Consider the following 23,515-nt stretch of genomic DNA (forward strand, 5'->3'; position numbering starts at 1 on the left):
CGTCAGGGAGCGGCGGCGGCCTTGGCGGCGGACTCTTCCAGACCGTCAAGCTCGCCCGACTCCCGCGCCTTGCGGCCATAGAAGGCCTCGAACAACGGGCTGGCCATGACCGTGGTGACGATGGCCATCAGCACCAGCATCGAGAACAGGGTCGGGCCGATAATGCCCTTCTGCAGACCGATATTGATGATGATCAGCTCCATCAGGCCGCGCGAGTTCATCAGGGCGCCGATGCCAAGAGCGGTGCGATTGTCTTCGCCGGCCAGACGCGCGGCGGCGTAGCAGGCCACGCCCTTGGCCAGGATCGAGGCCAGCAGGATGCCCACGGCGATCAGCAGCAGTTGCGGCGAGTTGACCATATCCATCCGGGTGTTGAGGCCCGAATAGGTGAAGAACATCGGCAGCAGCAGCACCACCGCCAGCGGCTCGACCTTCTGCTTCAGCTCCTCGACGAACTTGCCGCGCGGCATGACGGCGCCCAGCATGAAGCCGCCGAAGATGGCGTGGATGCCCACGGCGTCCATCAGGAAGGCCGAGAGGCAGAACAGCATCAGGGTGATGGCCAGGACGGTCAGGCTCATCTGGCCTTCGCGCTCGACGATGCGGCCCAGCGGGGCCAGCAGGCGCTTGCCGAACAGGCCCAGGAACAGGACGTAGGACAGGCCGCCGCCGATCGCCAGCACCGCCACGCCGGGGCCGCCGCCGAAGGTGGCCAGCACCACCGCCAGCACGCACCACGAGACGGCGTCGTCAAAGGCGCCGGCGGTCAGGGACAGGGTGCCCAGCGAGGTCTTGGCCAGGCCACGCTCATTGATGATGCGGGCCAGCATCGGGAAGGCGGTCAGGGCGATACAGGCGCCCATGAACAGGGTGGCGTTGGACTGCGAGATGCCCTCAGCGAACAGGCCCGGCACCTTCAGCAGGAAGGGCGTGATGGCCACGGCGATCAGGAACGGCGCGATAATGCCGGCCAGCGAGACGCTGGCCGCGCTCTTGGCCTTGGCCTTGAAGTGATCGGCCTGAAAGCTGGTGCCCACCATGAACATGTAGAGGCCCACGCCCAGCTGGGCGCCGACATACAGGACGTTCTTGGTTTCCTTGGGAAACAGCATGTCCTGGAAGGCCGGGAACAGCAGGCCCAGCAGCGACGGGCCCAGCACCACGCCGGCGATCATCTCGCCCACGACCTGGGGCTGACCGAGGAACTTCTGGCCCAGCCAGCCGACCACGCGGCAGGCCAGCAGGATCACCGCCAGCTGCAGGAAGAAGTGCACGCTGAAATCGGTCGGTGTGTAGCTGTGGGCCGCCGCCAGGGTGGCGGGTCCATTGGCCGACAGGACTTTTCCGGCGACTTCCAGGGTGCTGGCGATGATATCCGTCACGTGTGTTTCCCTGCCCCTCGCCCGCCGAAACTGAATCTTGCGGCGAGACGGCGGACTCTGAGACCGCAGATGCCCAGCGCTGTCAATTCTCGCTCCGGCTCCGCTCGACGTGCTGTCGCCGGCCCCGCGCACACCAGTGCTTGCCTCCCTCCGATTCCCACACCATGTCTGATCGCATGAGCGACCGTTCAACCGGCCTGGCGCCTTCCAAGCTCACTGCGGTCCTGGGCCCGACCAATACCGGCAAGACCCACCTGGCCGTAGAGCGGATGCTGGGTCATGCCTCGGGCATGATCGGCCTGCCGCTGCGCCTGCTGGCGCGCGAAATCTATGACCGCATCGTCAAGCTGCGCGGCAAGGCGTCGGTGGCCCTGATCACCGGCGAAGAAAAGATCGTCCCGCCGCGCGCCGCCTATTTCGTCTGCACCGTCGAGGCCATGCCCTTGACCCGCGAGGTCGAGTTCCTGGCCATCGACGAGATCCAGCTGTGCGCCGATCCCGAGCGTGGTCACATCTTTACCCACCGCCTGCTGCACGCCCGGGGCAAGTTCGAGACCATGCTGCTGGGGGCCGGAACCATGGCCCCGCTGATCCGCCGCCTGCTGCCCGACGCCGAGATCGTCAGCCGCGAGCGGTTCTCCAACCTGTCCTATGCCGGCTCCAAGAAGCTCACCCGCCTGCCCCGGCGCAGCGCCGTGGTGGCGTTCTCGACCGACGCCGTCTACGGCATCGCCGAGCTGATCCGACGTCAGCGCGGCGGAGCGGCTGTGGTCATGGGGTCTTTGAGCCCCCGCACCCGCAACGCCCAGGTGGCGCTGTACCAATCGGGTGAGGTCGACTTCCTGGTGGCCACCGACGCCATCGGCATGGGCCTGAACATGGACGTCGACCATGTGGCCTTTGCCGGCCTGCGCAAGTTCGACGGGGTGCGCACCCGCTGGCTTCACGCCCAGGAAGTGGGCCAGATCGCCGGCCGGGCCGGGCGCTATACCCGCGACGGCACCTTCGGCGTCACGGGCGACTGCGACGAGATGGACGAGGATCTCGTCGAGAGCGTGGTCAACCACCAGTTCGAACCGATCATCGCCGCCGAATGGCGCAGCGCCCGGCTCGACTTCGGCTCGCTGCCGCTGCTTCTGAAATCGCTGGGCCAAGGGCCGGGCCGCGCCGGGCTGACCCTGTCCAACGAGGTGCTGGATGAGCGCACCTTGAGGAAGCTGTCGCAGCAGGACGATGTCATCGCCCGCTGCAAGGCCGACCGCTCGGCCCTGCTGCGCCTGTGGGACGTGTGCCAGACGCCCGACTTCCGCAAGACAACCGATGATGACCACCAGCGGATGGTCAGGACCCTGTTCGACGACCTGACCACGGGCAGGAAGCGGCTGCCGGAAGACTGGATCAACGCCCAGTTCAAGGCGCTGGACCGCATCGATGGCGAGATCGACAGCCTGGCCGGCCGGCTGTCGGGCGTGCGGACCCTGGCCTATATCGCCAACCGCCCCGACTGGCTGGCCAATCCGGCCCACTGGCAGGGCGTGACCCGTCAGCTTGAGGATCGGATCTCCGACACCCTGCACGAAAAGCTGATGGCCCGGTTCATCGACCGGCGCACCAGCGTGCTGATGCGCCAGCTGGGCGAGCGCGAGACCATGCTGGCCGGGGTCGGCCAGGACGGCGCCGTGACGGTCGAAGGCCACGTGGTGGGTCACCTGGCCGGCGTCACCTTCACGCCCGAAAAGGGCGCCAGCGCCCTGGAGGAAAAGGCCCTGCGCAATGCGGCCGTGCGCGCGGTGGGTCCCGAGATCGCCAAGCGCCTGGGCGCCCTGACCGGCGAGGCCGACGACGCCTTCGCCCTCAGCCCCGACAGCGCGATCCTGTGGCGCGGCGAGATTGCCGGGGTGGTGCGGCCCGCAGCGACGTCCGGGGGCGGCGCCCTGCTGTCGCCCCACGCCAGGCTGCTGGGCGAGCTGGGCCCTGCCGCCGTGCGCGAGCGGGCGGAACGCCGGCTGGACGCCTTCCTGGTCGCCGAGGTCGATCGGCATCTGGCGCCGCTGCGCAAACTGGAACGGGCCCTGGCCGGGTCCGAGCTGCGCGGCCTGCCACGCGGTCTGGCGCACCGCCTGCTGGAAGCCTGCGGGGTGCTGGACAAGCGGCCGCTGGAGCCCGAACTGAAGGCCCTCAGCCAGGCTGAACGCCGCACGCTCAAGGCCCTGGGCGTTCGCATCGGCGCCTTCAGCCTCTACCTGCCCGCCATGCTGCGGCCCGAGGCCATCGCCTGCGCCCGGGCGCTGAGTCCCGGCGGCTGGCGCGGCGATCGGGCCAGGCTGGCCGCCCTGCCCTCACCGCCCCCCTCGGCGCAGGCACTGGCCGCCAGCGGCCTGCGCGCGGTGAGCGGCTTCACGGCGCCCGTCGAGATGCTGGAGCGGCTGGACGACCTGCTGCGGGCCGAGCAGAAGCCGGGCGGCGTGGTGCTGAGCGAGGCGGCCCTGCAAAGCCTGGACTGGACGGCGGCCCAAGGCTCGGCCGTGCTACGGGCCCTGGACTACACGCCGGCCATCCGGCCCAAGTCCGACGCCCCGATCATCTGGAAGCGGCGCGGGGCAGCCAAGGCCGAGGTGACGATCGTTGCGCGTCCGGACTCGCCGTTCGCCGCCCTGGCCAAGCTGACCGAGCCGCCCCCCCGCCGCAAGAAGCCCCGTCGGCGGAAGGCGGCCGCCCTGAAAGCTACCTCGTGAGCGAGGGGGCTGACGACGCCTGCCGCGCCGACGTCTGGCTATGGCGTGCACGGTTCTTCAAGACGCGCTCGCTGGCCGGCCGCTTTGTGGAAGAAGGCCGCATCCGGCTGACCCGCGGCGGTGTCGAAAGCCGGGTGGACAAGCCGTCGCGGACGCTGAAGGCCGGGGATGTGCTGGTGTTCGGGATCGGCGGGCGGCTGGTGTCTGTGCGGGTGCTGGCCTCGGGCGAACGGCGCGGGTCGGCGAGTGAGGCGCGAGCGCTCTACGAGGCGGTGGACTAGGCGGCAGATCCTCCCCCAAGGGCGAGCCTCTAAAACCCGCCTACTGCCTAAACCCAGCCAGGAACCCCGGCACCTCAGCCGCCGGCATCGGCCGGCCGAAGTGATAGCCCTGCACCTGGTCGCAGCCATAGCCGATCAGCTTGGCCAGTTGCTCCGCGTCCTCGACCCCCTCGGCCACGACCTTCATGCCCATCGACGAGCCCAAGGTGATCACCGCTCTGACGATCGCCTCGTCCTGGGCGTTCTGGACGAAGGACTTGTCGATCTTCAGGCGGTCTATCGGGAACTGCCGCAGATTGGCCAGGCTGGCATAGCCGGTGCCGAAGTCATCCAGCGCGATCATCACGCCGGCGTCGTGCAGGCGCTTGACGGTCTCGCTGACCATGTCCGAGCCCCAGCCCATATAGACGTTCTCGGTGACCTCGATGGTCAGCCGGTCGCAGGGCACCCTGGCATGGGCCAGGCGCGCCTGGATCTCCTCGGCCAGGCGGCCGCTGCGGAACTGGGCGGCAGAGATGTTGACGGCGACCCGGCCAAAGTCGACGCCGGTGTCGATCCAGTCACGCATCTGGTTCAGCGCCGCGTCGAAGGCCACGTCGCCCAGCTTCAGCGACAGGTCCTGATCCTCGAACGCCGCCATGAAGTGGGCCGGCGCCAGTATGCCCTGTTCGGGATGGGCCCAGCGCATCAGGGCCTCGAAACCGGTGACGCCGCCTTCGCGCACATCGACCACCGGCTGGTAGAACAGCACGAACTCGCCGGCCGCGATGCCGGCCCGCACGTCGCGCAACAGCTCGATCCGCTGCTCCAGCTCCGAGCGCATCGAGGGCTGAAACACCACGCTGCGATTGCGGCCCGCGTCCTTGGCCCGATAGAGGGCGATGTCGGCGTTCTTGATCATGTGCGACGGGTCGGCGTCCATGTCGCCGTGCAGGGCTGCGCCGATGCTGGCGCTGCAGGTGAAACTGCGGCCGCCATGCTCGATGGGACGGCGCAGCAGCTCCTGCAGGGTCTGGATCGGCCGCAGCATGTCGGCCTCGCAGTGCAGGCCGCGCAGGATCACCGCAAACTCGTCGCCGCCCAGCCGCGCCACCGTGTCGTGGGCCCGGAAGGCGTGGCGCAGCATGTCGGCCAGGCGCTTGAGCAGGGCGTCGCCGGCGTCGTGGCCCAGAGTGTCGTTGATGTCCTTGAAGTGATCGACGTCGATCATGATCAGGCCGAACATCTCGCCCAGCAACTCGGACGCGCTGACCGCCTCCTGGAACTTGTGCTGAAACAGGGCCCGATTGGGCAGGTCGGTCAGCGGATCCTTGAAGGCCAGGGTCTCGACCGCCTCGGTCTGACGACGGCGGTCGGTGATGTCCTTGAACAGGTTGACCAGTCGCTCGGGCCGGCCATTGGCCCCGACCAGCAGCTTGCTGGCCGAGCGCACCCAGGTCTCGACCCCGTCATCGCGATCGAGACGGAACTCATAGACCCCGGTCTCGCCCGGCTTGCGCGCCGCAACCAGGGCGGCCACCCGGTCTCGGTCGTCAGGATGGATGATCTCCAGCGGGTCGGTCTTGAACCGGCACCACTTTTCAAGATCCGGCGTCGCGCCCGAAAACACCACTTCACGGGTGTTCAGGTCGTATTCGCGCACCAGCAGGCCATCCAGCTCCAGCGCCATGCGCAGGCGCTGCTGATCGCGCTCGGCCCGCAGGGTGGCCTGGGCATAGCCGGTGACGTCGCGGGCGGTGACCATCACGGCATAGGGCTGCTCACCCTCGTCGCGGCAGGCGCTGAACTCGGTGCGCCAGATCCGCTGGACGCCATCGGCGTCCAGGCTCGGCAGATAACGCGAGAAGGCGTCGCCTGTCCGCGCGCATTTCATCAGCGCCAGGACATCTTCGCCCGCCACCAGGGCGCGGCGCGCATCGACGCCCGGACTCAGATCCGGCGCCAGGGCATGGGCGGTCCACTCGCGGCTGACGGCGAGCAGGCACAGATCACGATCCAGCAACGCCGCGGCGAATGGCAGCTGAAGCACGAATTGCGAGAAGGCGACGGCGCGTGCGTCGGCCAGGCGCGCCGGTCCGGTCTCGGACTCTGGCAAATACCTGACCTCCGCAGTCGACTTGATCATGGTGTCGGGTTCTCGACGTTGTTTTTTTGAGCGTTTCCTCGCTCGGAGACTGGCGTTATTTTGGATAAGAAATCATGAGCGCCCAGAGGACCCATCGCCGCGGCGGCGGGCGCCCTGAGCGCCTCCCCGCGTCCATCTCTGACGGCGCAGCGAGAATTCCTGTGGCCTCGCGCGAGCAAGCCGCATTGACAAGCGGCCCTGCGCCTTCGAAAACCGCCGCGCCGAACGCCGTCAGCACCAATCGAGTTCTGGATGACCTATATCGTCACCGACGCCTGCATCAAATGCAAGTACATGGACTGCGTCGAAGTGTGCCCGGTCGACTGCTTCTACGAGGGCGAGAACTTCCTGGCCATCAATCCCGACGAGTGCATCGACTGCGGCGTCTGCGAACCTGAGTGCCCGGTCGACGCCATCAAGCCCGACACGGAAGACGAGGCCGACGGCAAGTGGCTGCGGATCAATTCCGACTACGCCAAGGTCTGGCCCAACATCACGGTTAAGGGCGAGCCGCCCGCCGACCGCGACGACTTCGAGCGCGAGACCGGCAAGTTCGAGAAATACTTCAGCGAAAAGCCCGGCAAGGGCTCCTGATCCGACCCCCTAACGGGTCCGGAACCGGGCGCAAGCCTTTCATGAGGCTGAATTTTATGATATCGTCGCCTTCAACGTGACGGTTGCGGCAATTCGCGGCTGTACGTTTTTTGTCGAAGAGCCGTTCAACCGGCGCGCCCGATCGAAGGCGAAGGGTGTCTTAGAGGTTAATTCCAAATCCTGTCCTGGCTTGGCTCCCGCGCCCAGTTCGCGGTCGCTGTGCTGTCTTCAATGGACAGATCTGGAGTGACGGTGTTCCGGGCCCCTTGGGCTCGCATTGATGAGGACGAACATGAGCAAGAGCGGTCTGGAATTCTCGGTTGGCGATCACGTCGTCTATCCTGCGCACGGCGTGGGCAGCATCCAGGGTGTAGAGACCCAGGAAGTGGCGGGAATGTCGCTCGAAGTTTACATCATCACCTTCGACCACGAAAAAATGACCCTGCGCGTCCCGACCAAGAAGGCCAAGACCGCCGGTCTGCGCCCCCTGGCCGAGGGCAATGTGGTGAGCCAAGCCCTGACCACCCTGAAGGGCCGCGCCCGCGTCAAGCGCACCATGTGGTCGCGCCGCGCCCAGGAATACGAAGCCAAGATCAATTCGGGCGACCTGATCTCGATCGCCGAGGTCGTCCGCGACCTGCACCGCGCCGAGAACCAGCCCGAACAGTCCTATTCCGAGCGTCAACTCTATGAATCGGCTCTGGACCGCATGGCCCGCGAAGTGGCCGCTATTGAGCGCATCGACCGCGACGCCGCGATCGGCATCCTGACCAAGTCGCTGGTCAAGGCCTCGGTCGCCGCCTGATCACACGCTCCGGCGTCTGAAGATTCGACGCCCTTCGCCTCGCGGCGGAGGGCGTTTTTCTTTGGGGCGCAGGCTCTGGCTGGCGATCGACTGCACCGAGGCCAGGGTGTTCTTCACCCGGTGATCCAGCTCGCGCAGCGGGAAGGTGCGACGCTCCAGAGACGCGTTGAGCGAGACGCGATGTCGCCCAACCTCACAAACGCGAAGATCAGGGCGGTCAGATAGAAGTCGCCACCAGGACGCCCAGCGGCTTCAGCGCCACCCCGATCGTCGGCCACAGCGCCCCGACCAGAATGCCCAGCGCGATGGCGATCAGCCCCTGCACGTCCCAGGACTTCAGACGCGCCAGCAGCCCGATTGCGTCGCCTTCTCAGGCGGGGTTCGCAAGCCCGCCATCCTGCGCTATTGACCCTGCGCCCGCACGGCGCGCGCGGCCCGGTAGCTCAGCAGGATAGAGCAGCGCTTTCCTAAAGCGAAGGTCAGGGGTTCGAGTCCCTTCCGGGCCGCCAACGTTTTCAATGACTTATGCGCCCCTCCGTTGTCGAATTATTCCCGTGGGTCACAAATGGGTCACACCCGCCACGCGGCGGAGCGGCTTGGGGACGCCCCCCGCCGCGAAAGACCGGTATGATGTAGCAAGCACACCTAGCTCTCAGGTGCGTTCTTCGGGGGTCCGGGGGTAATTTCGGGCATGACCCGGTGCACCACTAAGACCTTCCAGCACGCGATTTCCGCCCTGCTGTTCCGGCGCGGCGAGATGATGGAAGAGCTAGCCGTCCTCCGCGAGCGACAGGCCGCACTGGCGAACGGTGCGGACGACCCAGACCGGACGCTGGAGAGCTCGGCTATCAGGGCGAAATCCATCTCACCGCCCGCGTCCGCCGCGTTGTCCTGCTCTACCGAAGGGAGCTTCGCCAGTACCTAGTCGCCCAGCTTAAGGAACATGGCCCGCTCACATCGCGCCAGATGGCCGAAGCACTGGCCCGTCAGGAGGGCAAGGACAGCTTTGACCGCCGTATGCTGTCCGACATCGTCAAGCGAATGGGGAAGGCCCTTCGGTTCGCGTCAGACGCCAAGATCATTGCCCGGACCCCCAACAAGATCAGCGGCGAATACATCTGGAGCCTCGCCGAATAGGCATAAGGCATTCTTTATGTGTTGATTTTTTCTTAAAGGGGCATGGTCAACGCCATAAAGGCGCCCTATGCCGGTAGATGAACGGGAGGCGTGATTCGCCTTCGGGGGACTGTATTGACCTCGCACGTCGATACAGTTCGCAGTCGCTACAGGTGGCGGCAAACCCGGACAAGTCGGACCTTAGGGTCTGGCTTGTCCACACTTTTCCACAAAGTGAACGTGCAAAGGTGTGTATGCGCCGGGCTGAATCGCGTCAACATTTTTCTGTTGACTCGTTAGAGTCGGTCGCCTGGCAAGGGAATGGTTTCTACGCCACCTCGACCCCTATACAGCGCACCAATACCGCGCGGAGGCCGTGACCAGTTAGTCGATCAAGGGCGAGTACGTGTGGCGCTTGGTGAGTTAGGGTTTGGGCCGTAGCGAGATGACAGCGGGAACGCGAGAATTTGATGCCACCCATGAAGATGTTTCCCCGCACGCCCAGCGGATAAGCTCAAGCGCGTCGGCATGCTTTCTCATAGGGCCACGATCAAAGATCGCTCTGTGGTGCGCGATGCGATTTCGCCATCGCCTAACACTCTCTATGAGCCGTTGAAGGTCTTCGTGGGTCTTACCCTTTGGGGCGCAAGGGAATACCGCAGAAATGCCGCGCGCCCACAAATAGCGCTCAAAACGCTTCGTCGTTAGGTGCTCCCAAAAGCCAAAAGTTAGCGCGGAAACCACGTGATGGGAGGTCATTCTATCGCGATGCTGCCGGCGCTCGTCTCCTACCGCAGTAGCCAATTCAAGACTATATCGATCGTCCAAGAGTGAATTGAATGTCTTGTCTAAATACCATTGATCACCCGCCCTAGCCACAAGGCCGTTGTGAAGCGCATTGCGGCAAACAATTTCGGCGTAATGTAGAGGAGCAATGAAGCATTCCGATAGAGAAAGGTTCCAGATGTAATACTCTAGAGCTTTCTCATTACTTCTCCCGGCAGCAGGTAGATATCTACCAACTCTTTGAGATTGTAGTGCCTTTTCTACGATTTGGAACCTATCGCCGCTTGGAGCGCTTGGTAGTTGCATCTTAAGATTCGCCGGACTAGGGTGCGCTTGTGAGCTGCGGATAGGTTGTGGAAACACCCCTACCGTGGACAAGATCAGAGGGCGGGTCCTTAGCGGGACGCCGCCCTCAACCTTTTCTAGAGCTATTACACAGCGCTCGCCAACCCCCGCTGCCGATAGCCCTTCCACTGGCGCGGCACCGGAGCCGACAACGCGGCGTCCACGATCATGGCGAACTGGCCACCGTTCGACACGCGGCGGAAGTCTTCGCGCCACGCCCTTTCGTTCGCATAAGCTGACAGGTACTCGCCGGCGATGCGGTGATGGATACCGGCTTCGGCACGGCGGATGCGGCTGAAGAAGCTCTCAGCCCAGTTCGTGCAAGCGCCGTCCAGCGAGTAGGCTTCCGAGTGATTGATACGCTTGGTGGCAAACTTGGCGGTGAGAAGGTCCCCGTGGGTCGCTTCATCGGCATGAACGGTGGCGCCAGCTTCGACGTTGGCGGCGACCAGGGCGACACCTTCGCGTTCGGCCTTGGTCACGAAAGGCAGGGTACAAGGTCGTCTCGCCCGCCAAAGCTGGCGTCCGGTCGTCCGTTTGCACGTTCGCCCCACAAGCCGCGCAGCTCACCGGGATTGCTGTCGAGGCTGGTAGGGGTTGCTTTCACATCGGTCAGGGAGCGAGCCGGCCCCTTGGGGGTGACGCTCTCCGTCCTACCGCCGCCCCGCTGGCCACCTTCCCGCCCACACGCCGTCAGCAGCCAAGGCTTCCGCTCTCCGTCGAACTCCCGGCGGACCACGGCCGATCCCGCCCCCTGGGGGAGGGGTCCGGCGCGCGCGCGTGTTCTGCCTACCCCGTGGCCCGGGGAAATTTGGGGAAAAGGTAGAATGGCCTCGGGCAAACGAGACGGGCCATAGGCGGGCCGCTTGTCGCCGCAGGCGTGTACGAAGCTCGGCAGGGCCCCGAGATAAGCGCCGCCTCTCCACGCCGTCTCAGCAAAGTTGGGGGAAAGACACAAAACCCGCCCCAATAACGGCCCGCGTCGGGCCAGGAGAGAACAATAGCGCCGGGCTCAAATTCAAGTCTGCGGCTGCCAGCCCCTCCGATCTTGGCCCGGTTCGCACGGACTCATGCCCCCGTCGTCACCCCTGCCCGCAGAGTGACTAGCGGGGGTCTTCACGACGAACGCTCATCCGGGCCGCTGTCCAACGGTTTCTTTCGGTCCACGCGAACAAAAGCGTCCAAGACACTCCAATACCTAGGAACATGAGGACGATCGCCACCGGCAGGGCTATGAGGTCGTTAGGGATGCGGCGGAGCACACCTTGGGTAAACGATGCGCCAGCGACTATGCCGAGGCCTATGACCGCTAAGTGAAGTACGCCGCGCGGGAAGCGCCGGGCCCAGAGCTGCACACCCAAAGCCAAACCCACGAAGACACTGGCGAGGAGCGCGGTCATAAGGCCCCAATCATCGGCGTCGCTGTCCGCAGCGAAAGACGCGTCGAGCAGTTCCAGTACGGATGCGCTGAGATGAGCGCCGCCATAGACAAAGGCAGCGGCCGCCAAAACCCCGGCGGCAACGCTCAAAACGTCGCCCACCTTCCAATCGAGAAAACTCACAATACCCTCCCCTCTGGTGCAGGTTCGCCGCCGCCCGTGTAGCTGCGGCGGCTGGCTAACCATTTGCGACAACTTGTCGTGTTGTGCAGTTGCGGCCACCTGCCCTCGCCGTTCAGTCTCTGGGATATGCGTTTCGAGCTACAACCTCAAGGACGCGCAGGGCCGTGGGGGCTCTGGAACCATCCCGCGCTCTAACCCTGGACTAGGGGACGACAGGTGGGCCGCCTGCTTTGTCGTGTGGCGCTTTGCGTGGAAAAGCCATCAGCCTCGGCAGCGCGGGCCGGGCGCAAATACGCGTCGCGCCGTTGGCCCGGTGCTCCGGGCAGGGGGTGGGGTTCCCGCCCGCATGATTGAGTGCATTTGCACTTATAAACTGTCTTTGCGCGCGAGCAGTTGGGGGTAGTTGGTTGGATATTCGAGGGGGCTGGACACTTCGGACAGCTAGAATCCTTCTTTCCCCTATACGCACACACGGCAAAAAGAACACTCTCCCCCCCCCAAGGGGTGCCTACTGCGCGGAAGAACGTTCCGCCGTGTCCGAAGTGTCCAGCGTCTTATTCGGGGAGATCCCCGGTTTTCAGCCTCAGGCCCGACACCCCCCGTACCCCGCCCTTTTTGCCCCGAACGAAGGCCCGCGCCTCCAGTGCCTGGGTGAGCCTTCGAGCCGTCCCGACAGGCTCGCCATGCAGCTTCGCCCAGGCTTCCCATGCGCTGAAGAGGTCGCCCGATGCCGCCCACCCCTGCACGTCTACGTCGATTAGGTCTTCGATCCAGGTGGCAAGGGCGTCTTGCCCTTCCATATAGGCGTTCGTCGCCTCTTGAACCGCCAAGGGCGGCGCAAGGCCCCCGCGCTGCCAGTCCAGGCAACCCCGGACCATCCACGCAAGGATGCCCGGCCACTCCGCCCGCAGCTTGTCCTTCAGCCCTTCGTCGCGTTCTTCAGGCGGGATCGTTACCGCGAACGGGATCAGATGGAACCGTCGCCGCATGGCTTCGTCAACAGAGCGCAGGCCGGGCTTGTGGTTGCCCGCGATGAATAGCTTAAACTGCGGAGCGAACTCGAAGTTGTCCTGATACAGGAAGCGCGCGCTGATCCGGTCGCCGCCCGTGAGCTGCTTTATCCGGCTCTCGGCCCAGCGCCGGCCTTCCTCCGTCTCGGCCACCGTGACCAGCCGGGCCCCCCTGAGCATGGCTAGCTCCGTGGAGTGCCGCTCGCTCCGGCTCTCGGTGAACGTCTCCATAGGCGCGGTCTTGTGGTACTCGCCCAAGATGCCCGCCACCGTGTCGATCAGCACCGATTTGCCGTTCGCCCCCGTGCCGTAGCCGAAGAACAGCGCGTGCGCGCTGGTTTCCCCGGTCAGGGCGTAGCCCAGCACCCGCTGGAGATAGTCCCGTAGTTCCTCGTCGCCGCCCGTGATCCGGTCCAGGAAGTGCAGCCAAACTTGCGGGACTGCGCCCCCCTGCTCGGGTGCCACGCTCGCCGCCTTGGTCATGTTTAAGGCAGGGCTGCACGGGCTAAGCTTTCCGGTTTTCAGGTCCACCACGCCGCCCGGCGTGTTGAGAAGCCAAGGGTCAGGGTCCCACTGACCGGTAGTCGCAGCGAGCCGCCTATCGGTCTTCGCCAACCGCTCAACCGCCGCCGCAGTGCGGGCCGAGCCCAGCGCCTGCGCCGCGCGGCCGCCGGATGCCTGCGCGAAGCGGCGGCAGAGGTCCCGCACCCAATCTAGGGCGGTAAGGTCTTTGTCCTCCGCCCATCGCACTCCGTCCCACTTGAGCCACTTGCCCCACCCCTCGCAGTACCGAAGGCTGGCCTCGTTCTCCTGGGCGAACTCAAGGGCGAGGGCGTCGTCGCTGAGCCCGGCCACCGCGCCGTCATTGCTCTCGCGTCCGCCTGGGTTCCGCCACCCTTGGCGCTGCGCCTTCGCGAAAATGGCCTTGTAACTGGTCCGGTCCGGCGCGAACGTCGCCCATTTCGTTTCGGCTTCATCAGGGTCGTACTGCCCGGAGGTGCTCGCCCAGTCGTGCCACAATTCCCTACCGGGCTCGCCGAGAGTCATGAGGGCGATACCAACGTCAGTCCACTCTTTGTAGCCGTCAGCGTCGAGATGGCGGAGCGCGGAGCGAAGGTCGTCGAGCACCTCGGGCGAAACGACGACGACCGTAGCAACACCCCCCTGCCCGACTCCCGCGCCAACGCCCTGCACGGCTTCAGCACCGCCCCCCTGCACGGCCGGCAGGCCAGCACGGCCGACGGCGTGGAGGGGGCGCAGCGTCCCGTTCACGAAGTCGGACAGGTCCAATATTTCCGACGACGCCCAGGAGGCGGTCCTTCCCGTGACCGTGAAGAACCGGCCGCCGGCATATGCCTCAATGCCGCTGGCGTTCGAGCCCAGAGCCGCGAACGCGCGACCGTAACCGATCACGTGCAGGCCGTTTTGGGACGGACTGGCCTCCACGTATCCGGGGGCTGAACGCAGCACCTTGTGCAGCTCCCGGTGCTCCCTGACGCCGTCGAAGTCCAGGCCCTGCCACACCTGCCCGGACCCATCCGGGCCAAGGGCGAAGCCCAGCCCCTCAAAGCCGCCCCGTACAAGCACGGCCCGGGCGTCCTCAAATGTTACGAAACGCGCCCAATCCTCCGGGGTGTCGAGCTTGCCGGACCGGGCTGTGCCGTTCGCGTAGAAGGGGACCTTGCGGGGCTTCTTGCCCTCCGCCCCTGTGCCCCGCTTCCAGCCCAGCCACCGCTTGGCCTCGAGCATTTTGCTGGGGAGGCGGCTGAAGGCGTTGGGGGTAATCGCGTTCAAGCCCCGCCCCCCTGCTCGGCCTGCATCAGCACCGCTACGCGGTTCCTATAAGCTGCCAGGCGGCCGTAGCGTTCGACATTGAGCCAAGCCCCGATCTCTCGGCCCCAAGGCTCCATGGTGTAACTGTCCGCTGCCTGCGACTCACGCACGCGTCGGCGGAAATGAAGGCACGCGTCATGCGCCACTCCCGCTGTAGCCTCGGCGGCATCAGACACCCACTTGAGGCCGGTCGCGCCCGCCGCCACAGCCGACGCCGCCTCGGCTACGGCCGCCGCTTCCTCTTCCTTGTCAGGCAGCGGCGTGCTTGACGCGACGGCGACGCCCGCCTCTTCGGCTACAGAGACCCACGTCCAGCCCGCTCCGCGCCCTATATAGGTCGTGTAAGGCCCGGAGATAGGCTGACCTGCCCCGCCCGTCTTCCTGCCGCCCTGCCCCGCTGCGAGGGGGCGCTTGCCCTTGCTCTTGGTCATGGCTCAGCCGACCTCCACGCGCGAGGTTTCCCAGGCGTCCACGTCCACCTTGCGCCACGCGACGCGCTGAGGGGCCAGCCGCACCGGCCGGGGGAACGCCCCCTGCTCGGCCAAACGACGGATGGTCATTTCGCCAAGGCTGGTGCGGGCGCGCACCTGGCGCATGTTAAGGAAGACCGGTGCCGTGTCCGGGTCGGGCCCCGCGTGAGAGCGTCGGGGCTTGTCTTGGCCTTCAGGGATCGTCGTCATTTCTAAACCTTCGCTGCGCAGCCCGTGCTGGGCGTTGATGGCGCATCGTGGCAGGTGGTTTGCCGCCAACCGGCTGGCGAAAGACTGGCGAAAAACTGGCGCCACGAATTTGACGGGGCGGGGTCGGAATGAACAATCACGCCAAGTGGTTAGCCCAGTGCTGACGCTAGTGGGTGCCCTCTTGCTGGCATCAGGCCAGCGTTCAGCGGAGCGAACTGCGGGCCGTCTGGATCGATTTAAGCGAGCCGCCCTCGCGCCCCGCTTCATGCCACATGTCAGACAGTTCCTGGCAAACCTTCCGCTCCGATGGCGACGGACAGCCTCGCCCCGCAAGCCGCTCGTTTGCGGCCTTTTCGGCGGTTCCGTCTGGCGCACACCAGACCTTCAGCAACTGCGCCGGGAGCGGCCACCAGTCGGGCGGCGGCGGCGGGAGGTCGCGCAGAAACACGTCGCCAGCCGCGCCGTCTCCGGCCTCAAGCTGATAACGGCCTGACCAGAAAATCGCACTGCATACGCCGCCCGCAGCCTGCCAAACTTCCTTCGGGACTTCGTGCCGCCTTCCGGTTTCTGGGTGTATCGCGAACGCCGTGATGACGCCCGCGAGCAGGTCTTGCCGCAGGCGTTGGCGAACTTCCCTCACCGCTTGGGTCTCGGCAGCCTCGCGCCACTCCCCCGCTTCGGGGCCGCAGTTCCTGAGCGATGCAGGTAGGCGAACCTGCCCGACCGCCTCGACTGCGCGCGCGCCGAGCCAGCGGTGTAGAAACACGCCGTCGAGGGGGCCGTTATCTTCCTCCGGCCAATCCCCCTTCCGATAGTACGCTTTGCGGTTGGCTTCGTCGTGATGGTGCGGCGGCGGCTGCGGGCCTAGCAGGAGGTCCCACCAATCTTCTTCCCACGGGGCTTCGCCAAAGTCCGCCGTCTCTTCATCCATCCGGAAGTCGCTCACGCCAGCCGCCCCCGCGCCTGCGCAAGGTCCTCGACGTTTGACGGGTGCGTGCGCTCCCCGACGATCACCAGCAGCAGCCCCTCCCAAGCCTCCAGGGCCCGACGCTTCTCGGGCATGAAGTCATGCTGCGCGTAGTGCCGCCAAGTCACGGCGGCAGCCCCGCCCAGGTCGCCAGCGTGGCCCAGCACGTGGCTCACCACGTGCGGCGCAATCCCCAGGCGCTCGCTCGCCATGGCACTCGCGCCCGTCCTTCGCAGGTCGTGCGGCGACACCAAAGGCAGATCCAGCCCCTTGCAAAGCCGCGCCATAGCCCGCGTCACGCTGTCGGGCGTAATGCAGCGCGCGTCTTTGGGATCATCGCCCGTGCGCGGGCTGGGGAAGACGAAAGCGGGGGCCGTGGTCTGGCCTTCGCGCGCAAGGCGAAGGGCCTCTTCGATCAAGGCTAACGCTCGATCCGGCAGCGGGACAACTTGCACCCTGCCCCCCTTGGTGCGCTCGGCCGGTATCGTCCAGACCTTGTTCGCCAAATCCAATTCATCCACTCGCATGTCCGCCACTTCCTGCCGGCGCTGAAGCAGCAACGCGCATAACTGAAGCGTGATTCGGGTGGGCCGGCCGACTTTGAGACTGTCGCCCTCCTTCTGCCCTTTGCGCGGCGGAAGCCGGCACCCCGCCGGCACCGCTTCACAAGCGGCCCAGAGGGCCTTCAGTGTGTCGTCGGACAGAACCCGCGTCCGGGGCGTCTGATCGGCCGGAGGGGCTATTGCAGCGGCTACGTTGATGGTCAGCCGCTCTTGGGCCACGCCGTAGGCTAGAACCTGCCGGATAACCGCATGGGTCCGGTTGGTCTGCGCGCCGACGCCACGGTCAAGCATCGCGTCAAGTACCCGGCGCACCGCTGCCTTGTTCACGTCTTCCAGCCGCAGCTTTCCGAGGATCGGCCGCACATTGCGGGCGAGGATGCCTGTTTCGTCGCGCAGGGTTCGGGCGCGCTTTTGCTTGCGGCGCGGCTTCCACCGACCTTTCTCGCATGCGGTCATGTAGGCGGTCGCCAGATCGTCGAAGGTCTTCAGCGGCTCCGCCCTCGCCGCCGCCTTGCGCGCCTGCTTCTCCGCCGCTGGGTCGCCCCCCCCCTCCGCCCCTGCCCGGACCTGCCGCGCGCGCCGCCGCGCCGCCTTGAGCGTGAGAGCCTGGGCGTCGCCGCCCACGGCCTCGCGGTCCTGCTGCGTCGGCTCATCGTCTCCGTCAACGAAAACGCCCAGCGTCAAGCGCCGCTGGCGTCCGTCGTGCGTGCGGTAGCGAAAAGTCCAGGTCTTCCGTCCCTCGACCGATACGCGTAGTTCCAGGCCCACGGGGTCGTTGTCGCCAAGAGCGATACGTTCAAGGCTGCCATCCGCTGCGACGCGAGGCCGGGCCGAAGCGCACGTTCGCGCGGTGAGGTGCTGCGAAGCCATGGTGGCAGGGCCTCCCTAGACGCGGGCGCTGGTTGCGTCGGGACCGTCTGCGTCCAATTCGCGGACATACCAGCCGCGACCGGGGGCAGGGCCGCGTACCTCGAGCGGCGCGCCCTCCCCCAGGGCCAAGAGGTGTTCGGTGCGGACGACTCGCCACGGGCGCTCAGTGGATGCCTTGGCGGGGGCCTTGTAGCCCCGCGCGGTTGTTATGCTCTCGACGTTTTCGCCGCAGCCAAAGGGGGATGGAGAGGGTTGCATTGCCCGCCGCTCGCTTGTGACCCCAGGCGCTGCGGGGTCACAGCGGGGTCACACAAAGATGAGGCTTCACGGTAACGCTTGATGGGTGGTGGTGCAATACCTGCTGTATTTACTGGCTTTTTTCGACGGGCCTGGTGGTCGATGGTTGACACTGATTGGCAAAGACCGCCGCTTTCCTAAAGCGAAGGTCAGGGGTTCGAGTCCCTTCCGGGCCGCCACGCAGTCTGGGCAACTTGGCTCTTCTCCGAGACCAAGTCGCCAAAGCCCCAGCGCACCGGGCTTCCAGCGAGACCAATCCGTCATCCGGCCCGGTCTCCGATGGCCCTGTTCGGCCCCCAAACCCCTCCATTTCAGGGCCTGTCTCCGCGCATCAAAAACCGTGACGGTTTCCCTGTTATGAGCTGATAACAGGGATTTCAGGGACATTTGAATCGCACCATCGGCCTCCCCACGGTGTTCAACCCCCATAACCTGCTGAATTTAATGCAATAATCTCGAAGCCTTCCACGATCCCTCAGCTTGCGAACAGGGAATTTGCAAGCCGGCAACAGGGAACATTAGCGAGTTGAACAGGGAACAATTCGCCCTGGAACAGGGATAAATTTAGGGGCTAAATCACCCGCGCGAAATCGTCTCCAGCCACGCCATCTGGTCTGCCCAGGCAAGCGGCATCGGCGTTTTCAGGATGTTTCGAAGGGTCATGCCGGCGGGCTGGTCACCCACGAGAATTTGGCGCTGGATATCCGGCGACATCAGAGCGAGGCGACACACCTGACGATCATGTTGCGTCGCCGGCGCCACGGCAGATTGAAGGTCTTCCCGACTCGAAAACGGCGAGGCCTTCAGTTCGAGCAAGTAGGCATGGGCGCGCTTCAGGGCGTTCACAAGCCCGGGATTGATCCGCCTAGGCCGCTCATCCGCCGAACCCCCGCGGATTGATGTCCGCCCGCCGCGGAGTTGGAGACGTTGGGGCAGCACCAGCCGGATCGCATTTTGCTGCCCGCGTTCTGCAACCGCCTGTTCGCCCTCAACGAGGGCCTTGCGAACCGCGGCCAGTACAAGCTCCGGATTCTCGCCGGGAAAGAGCATCTCGGAATCTATGATGAGATGGGTCTCATCCGCCCGCAGCTCCACGCGATGCACAACATCCTGCAAGTCGGCGGTCTCCACATCGTCTCGGGTGCTGATCCGGTTCAAGATGCCGACAAGGAAACCCTCAACCGCAGGCGCTGACACCCGGCGTATGAAGCCATCAGCCTGCGCCAGCTTGACGCCGCGCTGCAACGCCATGGCGATGTAGTAGCGATGCAGCTTTCCAGCTTTGCCATAGGCAAAGCTCGGGCTCATTGGCTGACCCAAACCATCGAACAGTCGACCTTTGAGTGGTCCCGCCACAGCGCGCGACGGCCGACTGCGGCGCAGCGCCGCCCTCGCAGCCATCTGGGCCGCGGCCGTATCAAACACCTCCCGCGAGATGATCGCTTCATGCTCGCCGGTATGGACCTGTCCTTTGTGGACGATCTCACCGAGGTAAAGCCGGCTCTGAAGGATATGGACGATGGCGCCCTTGCCCATGACCTTGCCGCCCATCGGCCGGCCCGCGCGCGTCGTCCAGGCCTTGGAGCGGACGCCGGCGCGCTCAAGATCCTCCGCCAGCGACGCCGCCGACGATCCGGCCAGGTAGCGCGCGAAGATGTCCCGGACGAGTTCGGACTCGACGAGATTTATGATCAGCTTGCGCTCACGAAGGTCGTAGCCCAGAGGAATAGTACCGCCCATCCACATGCCCTTGGCTTTGGAGGCGGCGATCTTGTCGCGAATGCGCTCGCCGGTGACCTCGCGCTCGAACTGGGCGAACGACAGCAGAACGTTGAGGGTCAACCGGCCCATGCTGTTGGTGGTGTTAAAGGCCTGGGTGACCGAAACGAACGAGACGCCCCGCGCGTCAAAGGTTTCAACGATCTTGGCGAAATCCGCCAACGACCGGGTCAATCGATCGACCTTATAGACCACCACCACATCGATCTTGCCTGCGGCGATGTCGCTGAGCAGTTGGGCCAAGCCCGGCCGCTCCATTGAACCGCCGGAGAACCCACCATCGTCGTAGGTGGTCCTGAGGGCCGACCATCCCTCCCCGGCTTGGCTCAGCACATAGGCCTCGCACGCCTCGCGCTGGGCGTGCAGGCTGTTGAAGCTCTGATCGAGCCCCTCTTCAGAGGACTTTCGGGTGTAGATGGCGCAGCGAAGCTTCTGGCTCATCGCGCTGGGTCCCGCCGCAGCCCGAAGAACCTTGGACCGTTCCACTTCACGCCCGTGATCGCTTGGGCCACCTGTGAAAGGCTGCGATAGGCCTTTCCACGCCAGCGGAACCCGCCTTCGACGATCTCGACGGTCTGGGTGGTCCCACGCCAGATACGTTCCAGACGCATGCCTGGGGCGAGACTGGGCGCAGCGACCGGGAGACTCATTCGGAAGAGGGTCGACCGGGTCTCGGCGTCCAAGCCTCCGAAGGCCTCGGATTGAATCCCCCAGGCCAAGAGCCTAGCCAAAAGGTCGGTCGACCTCAGCGTCGGCGGATGTCCATAGCGCTTGCGCCAAACCGCTCGCAGCCCCTCCAGGTCCAGGCGCTCGAGCGCTCGAACCTCCTCGGTAATTGCGGGATCGATCATCACGCCGGGACCTTCGCCGGGATGCGATAAATCCGGACACCGTCGACCTTCTCAGAGACAACGTGCAGGCCCATGCCCTTCTTGATCGATCCGGCCAGGGCGCCGCGGACCGAGTGCGCCTGCCAGCCTGTAGCGCGCATCATAGTCTCGAGGGTCGCGCCGCCAGGGCTGCGAAGCAGGTCGACGACGCTGGCGATTTTCGTCTTGGCCGGCTCGGTCGGGATTTCGGCGGTTGAGTCTGTGGGCAAGGCGCCGGATCGGCGGAATGACTTGGTCATTTGAAGTTGTCCTTCGCTCATGGGGCCGGTGTTGGCCCGCACTGAGCAAAACCCGGACTGCCGGGCTGGACGCCAACAGCAATGCTCGGACGCCCGCCGCAGTCCAGTCGAACCTCAGCGCAGGCAGCGGCAGGTTGCGGCCATTAGTTTCAGAATCACGAGTTCATGATATGTTCGGCAGATGACTCGCCCCGCCGAACTTGAAGTCGAGCACCGCGCACCAAGCACGCTCAAACCTTACGCCCGAAACGCTAGGCGCCATTCCAAAAAGCAGATCAAGCAGATCGCCGACAGTATCCAGCGGTTCGGCTTCACCAATCCGGTGCTGGTGAGCGACGAGGGTCAGATCATCGCCGGTCATGGCCGGGTTGAAGCTGCAAAGCTTCTCGGCCTGGAATCGGTGCCGATCCTCCGCCTGTCCCACCTTAGCGAGACCGAACGCCGAGCCTACGTGCTCGCCGACAACAAACTCGCGCTCAACGCAGGCTGGGACACCGAGATCCTTGCGATCGAACTCCAGGCCCTCATCGACCTGGACTTCGACGTGACCCTGACCGGCTTTTCCCTGGCCGAGGTCGACCTTACCCTCGACTTGTCCCGAGACAGCGACCCCGACGCGCCTCCCGGTCCGGAGGATCGGGTCCCGCCTTTTGCGACGGCGGCGGTAAGCCGGATGGGCGACGTCTGGGAGCTTGGGCGCCACCGGCTGATCTGCGGCGATGCGCGCAATCCGGAGGACTATGCCCGGCTCATGCGGGGCGATATCGCCGACCTTGTATTCACGGATCCGCCTTACAATGTGCCGATCGATGGGCACGTCTCCGGCTTGGGGAGCATCCAGCATCGCGAGTTCGCCATGGGCGCCGGCGAGATGTCTTCGGTCGCGTTCACAGCGTTCCTGCGGGAGACCCTCGGCGCGATGGCCGGCGTCAGTCGCGATGGCGCCATCGCCTTCGTATGCATGGACTGGCGCCACATGGGGGAATTGCTAGCGGCCGGCGAGCAGGTGTTCAGCGAGCTGAAGAACCTCTGCGTCTGGAACAAGACCAATGGCGGGATGGGCACCTTCTATCGGTCCAAGCACGAGCTGGTGTTCGTGTTCAAGGTCGGGACAGCTCCACACGTGAACAGCTTCGGCCTTGGTGAGGACGGGCGATACCGCACCAACGTCTGGGACTATCCGGGGATCAGCAGTCTAGGATCGGGGCGCGGGGAGGTGCTCGCGATGCATCCCACCGTTAAGCCAACCGCCCTGGTGGCCGACGCGATCCGTGACTGCTCGAAGCGGGGCGGCATCGTGCTCGACGGATTTGGCGGATCCGGCACCACTCTGATCGCCGCGGAGACATGCGGTCGGTCGGCCCGCCTCATCGAGTTCGACCCGCTCTACTGCGACACCATTGTGCGGCGGTTTGAGAAGCTCACTGGCAAGGCGGCGAAACTTGCCCAGGATGGTGCGACCTTCGAGGCGACCGAGGTGCAGCGCTCGCGGGAGGAGCCGAAGTGAGCGCGCCCGACGATGGGGACCCCGGCAGCCCGAGCAAGGCCCTGGTCGGGTATGGTCAGCCGCCAGCGCAGCATCAGTTCCGCAAGGGTGCATCTGGCAATCCCCGCGGCCGTCCCAGGAAGAAGGCAAAGCCGGGCAAGACGGCAAGTCGCGCGTCAGGGCTGGAGGATCTGATCATGCAGGAGGCCTATCGGCCGATCCAGATCCGCGAAAACGGGAAGCTCGAGGAGCTTCCGATGATCCAGGCCGTACTCCGAAGCCTGGGCGTCGCCGCCGTGAAAGGCAGCCACAGAGCACAGCTTGCCGTCACCGGCCTCGTGCAGGCCGTGGAACAGCGGTCGCTCAGCGAGCGTGACGCAATGATGGGGGCCGCGATCGAGTACAAGAAGGGCTGGGAGGAGGTTTTCGAAGCCTGTGATCGCAGAGGTGAAGCCCGCCCAAATCCGATCCCACACCCCGACGACATTCTGTTGGATATCCGCGCCGGTCAGGTCATCTTCAATGGCCCGATGGATGACCATCACAAGGCGCACTGGGACAAGCTCGCGGCACGTCGGGCAGAGTCCTTGCTGGAGATCGAGGCCTATAGGCAGGAGATCGAAGAGAATCCGGAGCTTCGGGAGGTCTATGAGATCGAAATCGCCCATGAGCAGCGGCTCGCGGACATGATCGGCCGATTGATCCCAGATGAGCCGACGCGGCGGGCCCCAGGCTTCAACATCGGAGAGTGGCACCAGGAACAGGCCAAAAATCACGAGCGGCGGGAGCGACTGCGTCAGTTACGGATCGACAGTAGTCGCTGAGCCTCGATGACCTTCTGCTCAGCGCCAGGAGCCGACATTGGGGCCTCGCCAGACTCCGGACATTCAGAAGCTGACGCTGATGGCGGAGTTGCTGGCTGCGATAGGCGCCACGGATTGCCCGGCCGGCGCAGGTTTGGCCCGGGAGGGCCATACTCACCACGGAATGCACGGGATGGCGGAACACCTGCGGGCGATCGATCCGGCGGCGATGGACCGCAGCCCCTTAGAAGATCGCGCGCGGCGTCGAGCTCGCGCAGGCCGGTGCCAGCGATGCTGCAATCATGAGCCGGCTCGAGCACGCCACCGATCGTCGAAAACTGGCCGACGCAGGACAGGACCACGTCGA

General features: G+C 65.3%; 19 protein-coding genes, 2 tRNA genes and 3 pseudogenes. 9 read left to right on the forward strand and 15 right to left on the reverse strand.

From position 1 onward, the window contains the following. Positions 1-2: 2 nt before the first annotated feature. On the reverse strand, positions 3-1,382 hold the full coding sequence (locus ACN2C8_RS14415; RefSeq protein ID WP_419252614.1) for a cation:proton antiporter: 1,380 nt from the start codon (positions 1,380-1,382) through the stop codon (positions 3-5). Positions 1,383-1,558: 176 nt separating this feature from the next. Here ACN2C8_RS14415 and ACN2C8_RS14420 point away from each other — a divergent pair, with 176 nt between their 5' ends. Next, positions 1,559-4,117 carry a helicase-related protein gene (locus tag ACN2C8_RS14420; RefSeq protein ID WP_419255889.1) on the forward strand — a complete coding sequence of 853 codons (2,559 nt, stop codon included), beginning with the start codon at positions 1,559-1,561 and terminating at the stop codon, positions 4,115-4,117. Then, a complete protein-coding gene (locus ACN2C8_RS14425) occupies positions 4,114-4,398 on the forward strand; it encodes an RNA-binding S4 domain-containing protein (protein WP_419252616.1) in 285 nt (94 codons plus the stop codon). Before ACN2C8_RS14420 ends, ACN2C8_RS14425 begins: the two co-directional genes overlap by 4 nt. Positions 4,399-4,438: 40 nt before the next feature. On the opposite strand, the gene ACN2C8_RS14430 is transcribed toward ACN2C8_RS14425, so the two are convergent. After that, positions 4,439-6,523: a putative bifunctional diguanylate cyclase/phosphodiesterase gene (locus ACN2C8_RS14430; protein WP_419252618.1), complete on the reverse strand. Its 2,085-nt coding sequence runs from the start codon at positions 6,521-6,523 to the stop codon at positions 4,439-4,441. Between the two features lie 252 nt (positions 6,524-6,775). Between ACN2C8_RS14430 and fdxA the strand changes: the two genes are divergently transcribed. Further along, positions 6,776-7,117 carry a ferredoxin FdxA gene (fdxA, locus tag ACN2C8_RS14435; RefSeq protein WP_035043467.1) on the forward strand — a complete coding sequence of 114 codons (342 nt, stop codon included), beginning with the start codon at positions 6,776-6,778 and terminating at the stop codon, positions 7,115-7,117. A gap of 292 nt (positions 7,118-7,409) precedes the next feature. Beyond that, entirely contained in the window at positions 7,410-7,922 is a 513-nt protein-coding gene (locus ACN2C8_RS14440) for a CarD family transcriptional regulator (protein ID WP_419252620.1), read from the forward strand. A 66-nt stretch (positions 7,923-7,988) separates the two neighbouring features. On the opposite strand, the pseudogene ACN2C8_RS14445 reads toward ACN2C8_RS14440, so the two are convergent. Continuing rightward, positions 7,989-8,102, reverse strand: a pseudogene (locus tag ACN2C8_RS14445) (HWE histidine kinase domain-containing protein); the annotation flags it as partial. 61 nt (positions 8,103-8,163) lie between these two features. Next, positions 8,164-8,262, reverse strand: a pseudogene (locus tag ACN2C8_RS14450) (hypothetical protein); the annotation flags it as partial. Positions 8,263-8,354: 92 nt separating this feature from the next. Between ACN2C8_RS14450 and ACN2C8_RS14455 the strand changes: the two are divergent. Both ACN2C8_RS14455 and ACN2C8_RS14460 read left to right on the forward strand, forming a co-directional pair. Further along, positions 8,355-8,431: transfer RNA gene (locus ACN2C8_RS14455), tRNA-Arg, on the forward strand. A gap of 457 nt (positions 8,432-8,888) precedes the next feature. Next, positions 8,889-9,059 carry a hypothetical protein gene (locus ACN2C8_RS14460; protein WP_419252622.1) on the forward strand — a complete coding sequence of 57 codons (171 nt, stop codon included), beginning with the start codon at positions 8,889-8,891 and terminating at the stop codon, positions 9,057-9,059. Between the two features lie 402 nt (positions 9,060-9,461). On the opposite strand, the gene ACN2C8_RS14465 is transcribed toward ACN2C8_RS14460, so the two are convergent. From ACN2C8_RS14465 to ACN2C8_RS14500, 8 genes and pseudogenes are all read right to left on the reverse strand, one after another. Continuing rightward, the gene (locus ACN2C8_RS14465; RefSeq protein WP_419252624.1) at positions 9,462-10,130 is read right to left on the reverse strand and encodes an Abi family protein; all 669 of its coding nucleotides are present in this window, start codon (positions 10,128-10,130) and stop codon (positions 9,462-9,464) included. A gap of 125 nt (positions 10,131-10,255) precedes the next feature. Beyond that, positions 10,256-10,687, reverse strand: a pseudogene (locus ACN2C8_RS14470) (transposase); the annotation flags it as partial. A 585-nt stretch (positions 10,688-11,272) separates the two neighbouring features. Beyond that, positions 11,273-11,731: a hypothetical protein gene (locus tag ACN2C8_RS14475; RefSeq protein WP_419252626.1), complete on the reverse strand. Its 459-nt coding sequence runs from the start codon at positions 11,729-11,731 to the stop codon at positions 11,273-11,275. Between the two features lie 554 nt (positions 11,732-12,285). Next, the gene (locus ACN2C8_RS14480) at positions 12,286-14,535 is read right to left on the reverse strand and encodes a phage/plasmid primase, P4 family (protein WP_419252628.1); all 2,250 of its coding nucleotides are present in this window, start codon (positions 14,533-14,535) and stop codon (positions 12,286-12,288) included. After that, a complete protein-coding gene (locus ACN2C8_RS14485; protein ID WP_419252630.1) occupies positions 14,532-15,005 on the reverse strand; it encodes a hypothetical protein in 474 nt (157 codons plus the stop codon). The genes ACN2C8_RS14480 and ACN2C8_RS14485 overlap by 4 nt, the downstream gene beginning before the upstream one ends. 3 nt (positions 15,006-15,008) lie before the next feature. Further along, positions 15,009-15,254, reverse strand: coding sequence for a helix-turn-helix transcriptional regulator (locus ACN2C8_RS14490; protein WP_419252632.1), 246 nt, complete (start codon positions 15,252-15,254; stop codon positions 15,009-15,011). A 202-nt stretch (positions 15,255-15,456) separates the two neighbouring features. Further along, positions 15,457-16,200, reverse strand: a complete 744-nt coding sequence (locus ACN2C8_RS14495; RefSeq protein WP_419252634.1) for a hypothetical protein — start codon at positions 16,198-16,200, stop codon at positions 15,457-15,459. Beyond that, the gene (locus tag ACN2C8_RS14500) at positions 16,197-17,654 is read right to left on the reverse strand and encodes a tyrosine-type recombinase/integrase (protein WP_419252636.1); all 1,458 of its coding nucleotides are present in this window, start codon (positions 17,652-17,654) and stop codon (positions 16,197-16,199) included. The genes ACN2C8_RS14495 and ACN2C8_RS14500 overlap by 4 nt, the downstream gene beginning before the upstream one ends. 386 nt (positions 17,655-18,040) lie before the next feature. Here ACN2C8_RS14500 and ACN2C8_RS14505 point away from each other — a divergent pair. Then, positions 18,041-18,130 (forward strand) — tRNA-Arg (locus ACN2C8_RS14505). 397 nt (positions 18,131-18,527) lie between these two features. Here ACN2C8_RS14505 and ACN2C8_RS14510 read toward each other — a convergent pair. Genes ACN2C8_RS14510 through ACN2C8_RS14520 form a run of 3 tightly spaced genes read right to left on the reverse strand, consistent with a single transcriptional unit; the run spans position 18,528 to position 20,859 of the window. Then, positions 18,528-20,171, reverse strand: a complete 1,644-nt coding sequence (locus tag ACN2C8_RS14510) for a recombinase family protein (RefSeq protein ID WP_419252638.1) — start codon at positions 20,169-20,171, stop codon at positions 18,528-18,530. Further along, positions 20,168-20,581 (reverse strand): DUF2924 domain-containing protein, encoded by a 414-nt coding sequence (locus ACN2C8_RS14515; protein WP_419252640.1) that lies wholly within the window; start codon positions 20,579-20,581, stop codon positions 20,168-20,170. The genes ACN2C8_RS14510 and ACN2C8_RS14515 overlap by 4 nt, the downstream gene beginning before the upstream one ends. After that, positions 20,581-20,859 (reverse strand): DUF3489 domain-containing protein, encoded by a 279-nt coding sequence (locus ACN2C8_RS14520; RefSeq protein ID WP_419252642.1) that lies wholly within the window; start codon positions 20,857-20,859, stop codon positions 20,581-20,583. Before ACN2C8_RS14520 ends, ACN2C8_RS14515 begins: the two co-directional genes overlap by 1 nt. 181 nt (positions 20,860-21,040) lie before the next feature. Here ACN2C8_RS14520 and ACN2C8_RS14525 point away from each other — a divergent pair, with 181 nt between their 5' ends. Together ACN2C8_RS14525 and ACN2C8_RS14530 are read left to right on the forward strand one after the other, a co-directional pair. Beyond that, entirely contained in the window at positions 21,041-22,366 is a 1,326-nt protein-coding gene (locus tag ACN2C8_RS14525) for a site-specific DNA-methyltransferase (RefSeq protein ID WP_419252644.1), read from the forward strand. Beyond that, positions 22,363-23,169, forward strand: a complete 807-nt coding sequence (locus tag ACN2C8_RS14530) for a DUF5681 domain-containing protein (protein WP_419252646.1) — start codon at positions 22,363-22,365, stop codon at positions 23,167-23,169. Before ACN2C8_RS14525 ends, ACN2C8_RS14530 begins: the two co-directional genes overlap by 4 nt. Positions 23,170-23,515 lie beyond the last annotated feature (346 nt).

It is taken from the genome of Caulobacter sp. ErkDOM-C (assembly GCF_048541825.1).
Taxonomy (GTDB): Bacteria; Pseudomonadota; Alphaproteobacteria; order Caulobacterales; family Caulobacteraceae; genus Caulobacter.

Excerpts from the sequence above, each read along its gene's own strand:
- ACN2C8_RS14520 (WP_419252642.1), bottom strand. The coding sequence starts at position 20,859 with ATGACCAAGTCATTCCGCCGATCCGGCGCCTTGCCCACAGACTCAACC.
- ACN2C8_RS14485 (WP_419252630.1), bottom strand. The coding sequence starts at position 15,005 with ATGACCAAGAGCAAGGGCAAGCGCCCCCTCGCAGCGGGGCAGGGCGGC.
- ACN2C8_RS14465 (WP_419252624.1), bottom strand. The coding sequence starts at position 10,130 with ATGCAACTACCAAGCGCTCCAAGCGGCGATAGGTTCCAAATCGTAGAA.
- fdxA (WP_035043467.1), top strand. The coding sequence starts at position 6,776 with ATGACCTATATCGTCACCGACGCCTGCATCAAATGCAAGTACATGGAC.
- ACN2C8_RS14510 (WP_419252638.1), bottom strand. The coding sequence starts at position 20,171 with ATGAGCCAGAAGCTTCGCTGCGCCATCTACACCCGAAAGTCCTCTGAA.
- ACN2C8_RS14420 (WP_419255889.1), top strand. The coding sequence starts at position 1,559 with ATGAGCGACCGTTCAACCGGCCTGGCGCCTTCCAAGCTCACTGCGGTC.
- ACN2C8_RS14525 (WP_419252644.1), top strand. The coding sequence starts at position 21,041 with ATGACTCGCCCCGCCGAACTTGAAGTCGAGCACCGCGCACCAAGCACG.
- ACN2C8_RS14430 (WP_419252618.1), bottom strand. The coding sequence starts at position 6,523 with ATGATCAAGTCGACTGCGGAGGTCAGGTATTTGCCAGAGTCCGAGACC.
- ACN2C8_RS14490 (WP_419252632.1), bottom strand. The coding sequence starts at position 15,254 with ATGACGACGATCCCTGAAGGCCAAGACAAGCCCCGACGCTCTCACGCG.
- ACN2C8_RS14515 (WP_419252640.1), bottom strand. The coding sequence starts at position 20,581 with ATGATCGATCCCGCAATTACCGAGGAGGTTCGAGCGCTCGAGCGCCTG.
- ACN2C8_RS14500 (WP_419252636.1), bottom strand. The coding sequence starts at position 17,654 with ATGGCTTCGCAGCACCTCACCGCGCGAACGTGCGCTTCGGCCCGGCCT.
- ACN2C8_RS14460 (WP_419252622.1), top strand. The coding sequence starts at position 8,889 with ATGGCCGAAGCACTGGCCCGTCAGGAGGGCAAGGACAGCTTTGACCGC.
- ACN2C8_RS14440 (WP_419252620.1), top strand. The coding sequence starts at position 7,410 with ATGAGCAAGAGCGGTCTGGAATTCTCGGTTGGCGATCACGTCGTCTAT.